Here is a 3084-nt window from a genome sequence, read left to right on the forward strand (position 1 = left end):
TGCATAAAGAACGCGAAATATGATCTTCAAAGGAATATGTAACAAGAGGCATGAAATTGGTAAAAACATTGTGACTAGGCTTGATAGTTGAATAACAACTCATTAATGATAATATCAAAGGTGAAAGCCTTGCAGAATGGGGCGTGTGATTTAAAGCGTATAAATCTTTTAAAGTCAAAGGCTTACGTACATCTTATTTAACATAATATACATTGTGCGCATGATAGTGTGTAATTGATAATGGACTAGAAAAGGATGTTATCGAATGAGTTTTACTCATTAAGGTATTTGCAGCTTACATAGCTAACACAATGTTTAATTACCATTATGATGATGAATATGTACAGCGCTACTGTGTTGATTCTGCAGTACTAAGCCTATCAATCTCTAAAAGCAGCCACACAGCGCACGCCACTTTTATTATGCTATAGATAAGGGTTTCTGATTAAAGCTTGGTTTTGACTATCAACTGATTTGCCAACTCAATATCTCTGTAGCTGTATCTCTAGATGCTAGCTGAATTGAACTAACGTAGTTACTGCAAACACTAGATACACAAGTCGTTATTATCACGTATCAACATTGAACTTGGTTTGTTCACTGAGATTAGCAAATGTTAGTAATCATCTATACAAGAATTAATCTTAGCATGATCATGATTTGAGCTTTGCTCATAGCGTTTGCTTGATATCTTTAATGCACTGAGTGAATTGTTCTATGAATGTGTGAAGCTCTAGTCTGGTTAAAGTAACTTGAGACTAAAACTAACTTAGATAACATACGCAGAAAGCTAACGTTCACTGCAAACTTTCAATGCTAACTATGCTCGTTAACTCAATAACAAACATTGGCTCCGGCCATGCATATTGGTTTGACGGTCGCGTTCTGTTGAAATAGCCCGCTGCACAAGTTCGTAGAAATGATGCTGATTGATTTGGCTAACCCAAGTTCCAGCTCAAAGCCCCACAAAAGAACTCGCTCACGCGCTCATACAAAACCTAATTTTAACCTGCATTGCAGCTTAGTTTAATCATGTTCACAAGACGTATTGTTAGATAACCATCTATAGATGGCTTTTGATACTTAGTGCTCGATAAACACAGCATCTGCTAGATACCGTAATGACAAGCACAGTTCGATAAAACTGTAGATCCTTAATCAACACTGGCGTTAACTATTTTAGCGCCGACTGTGCGATTTAATCATTCGATAAACTAGTTTGTCAGTGTATACAGCAGCACTGCTTAAGTCATCGCTGTTGCAATGTTGATGGTAATGTAAGTCTTGAAGTCATTAATAGTAACTAAAAGACGTGAGATTAGGCTTGGGTTTAGACTTTTTAATGAGATGCCGATAATGTCACTTATCGGCATTAACTGTTCTGGATTTTATGATAGCTCAAATATTGTCTATGACTTTAAAGCTTTGGTATTGTGATTAACGGATAAGAAAAAAACCAGGCTTTGGCTAATTTATTCTCTAGTTAAGCCTTTAACCTATACCTTGCAGGTTATCTAAGGGTCTATTTTGCCCACTTTGATGGCGCTCAATTTGTGTTGTGTGCAAGTATTGCGACGTTGTATCGATGCTCTCATGCCCTGCATCAGCTTGCACATGTGACAATGGCCGGCCATGAATATTGATGTCATGGGTAATGCCGGTATGGCGAATGTTATGGATACTTAGCTGCCGCATCTGTGCCCCATCTTCAACAAAGCCATCATTTTCAGCACATATCGCAGCAAGTACGATGATCTTATCTACCTCTTTCCTTATTTGACGTATTCCAAGGTTCGCATTGATTAAACCGACTTCCCTACCTCTCCCTGCTGCTTTTTGCCTAATAATGAGCGGGTGACCTTCATTGGTTTTTGGATAATCGGGTAGATTAAGGTAATGACGATACTCCACTAAAGCGGCAAGTAAAGCATCGGACATGGATACTGTACGGCGCTTGCCGCCTTTACTTGAAGGAATATGAAAACTCCATATTCCCGTTTGAGGATTACGCTTAAATTGATCCATAATAGGCGAGTAACCTGCCCTTGCTGATACTTCTGACACTCTTAGATAGCAGGCGTAAATGAGCTTAATGAGAAACAAACTACGTTGATGAAGTTCGGGCTGCTCTGCTGCAAGCTTAGTGACAGTCGACATCACATAAGACCACTGTAATTCAGTGAAGGCGAGTTGATTCTCACCGTCATTATTGATGCGATACTTTTTATTGGACGAGAACCTACTTTTATTGAGCCACATTTGAGCTGGATTCTTTTCAACAAAATCTTCACTCATAAGATAAGCATAGAAAGAGGACAGAATCGCCATTTTGGTTTTGAGCGCGCTTTCACTTAAGCTGTATGGCTGTACAACACCTTCCACCTTCTTACCTCTAAAAGGTAACCATTGTGGATTGGGGCTTCTGAGTTCACTGCCCTTTTGCTCTTTAAACTGAGCTACATTGTAAAAACCTATTAGCGTGAGTGGCGGTGCTTGGCAATATTCAACGTATTGGCTTATCTCTTTTCGCCCTGCTGCTGAGACTTCTATTTGAGCGACATCGAAACACCAATGTAAAAAAGTGGTTAACTCGCTCCGATAGGCCTTATAGTTGTTTTCACTGAATTTCTGTTCACACAGCCAGTCTGTGGCATGCTCAAATACCAAACTCGCGTCTTCAATTCCACAGAGTGCTAGCTGAGTAATATGTTGATTTATGATGGGATTGCCGCTTTGAATGAATTGGATAGAGTCAAACAGTGGCATAACATTGGGTAGCTGCATTTTATTACTACTAAGATCACTGACTATAACTGCATATTAATCAGTTACGCTGCATCAAAGTAGCCTTATATTGCTCAGAGGTTAGTTATTACGCATAATTAAGCTGTTGTTATACTTATTTTACTGCCGCAATGACTAATACAGTCGCTTAAACAGGCTTTTTCACAATGAATCCGCTTTTCGCAACACCAAAGGCACAGCTGCCAAACTGTCTGCTTTGACTCGGCGTCTAAGCATTTAAAATCTGCTGCACATAAGTGCCCTTGCTGTATTAGTTGGGCCATCTTTTGTTGCGATATA

Annotated in this window: 2 protein-coding genes; both read right to left on the reverse strand. The window is 39.4% G+C overall.

Features of this window, described 5'->3' with window-relative positions:
* Positions 1 to 1491: 1491 nt before the first annotated feature.
* The gene (locus CXF82_RS00935) at positions 1492 to 2784 is read right to left on the reverse strand and encodes a tyrosine-type recombinase/integrase (RefSeq protein WP_102043515.1); all 1293 of its coding nucleotides are present in this window, start codon (positions 2782 to 2784) and stop codon (positions 1492 to 1494) included.
* Positions 2785 to 2882: 98 nt separating this feature from the next.
* A complete protein-coding gene (locus CXF82_RS22495) occupies positions 2883 to 3083 on the reverse strand; it encodes a hypothetical protein (RefSeq protein WP_257982701.1) in 201 nt (66 codons plus the stop codon).
* Position 3084: the final 1 nt, after the last annotated feature.

Source organism: Shewanella sp. GutDb-MelDb, assembly GCF_002836075.1.
Classification (GTDB): Bacteria; Pseudomonadota; Gammaproteobacteria; order Enterobacterales; family Shewanellaceae; genus Shewanella.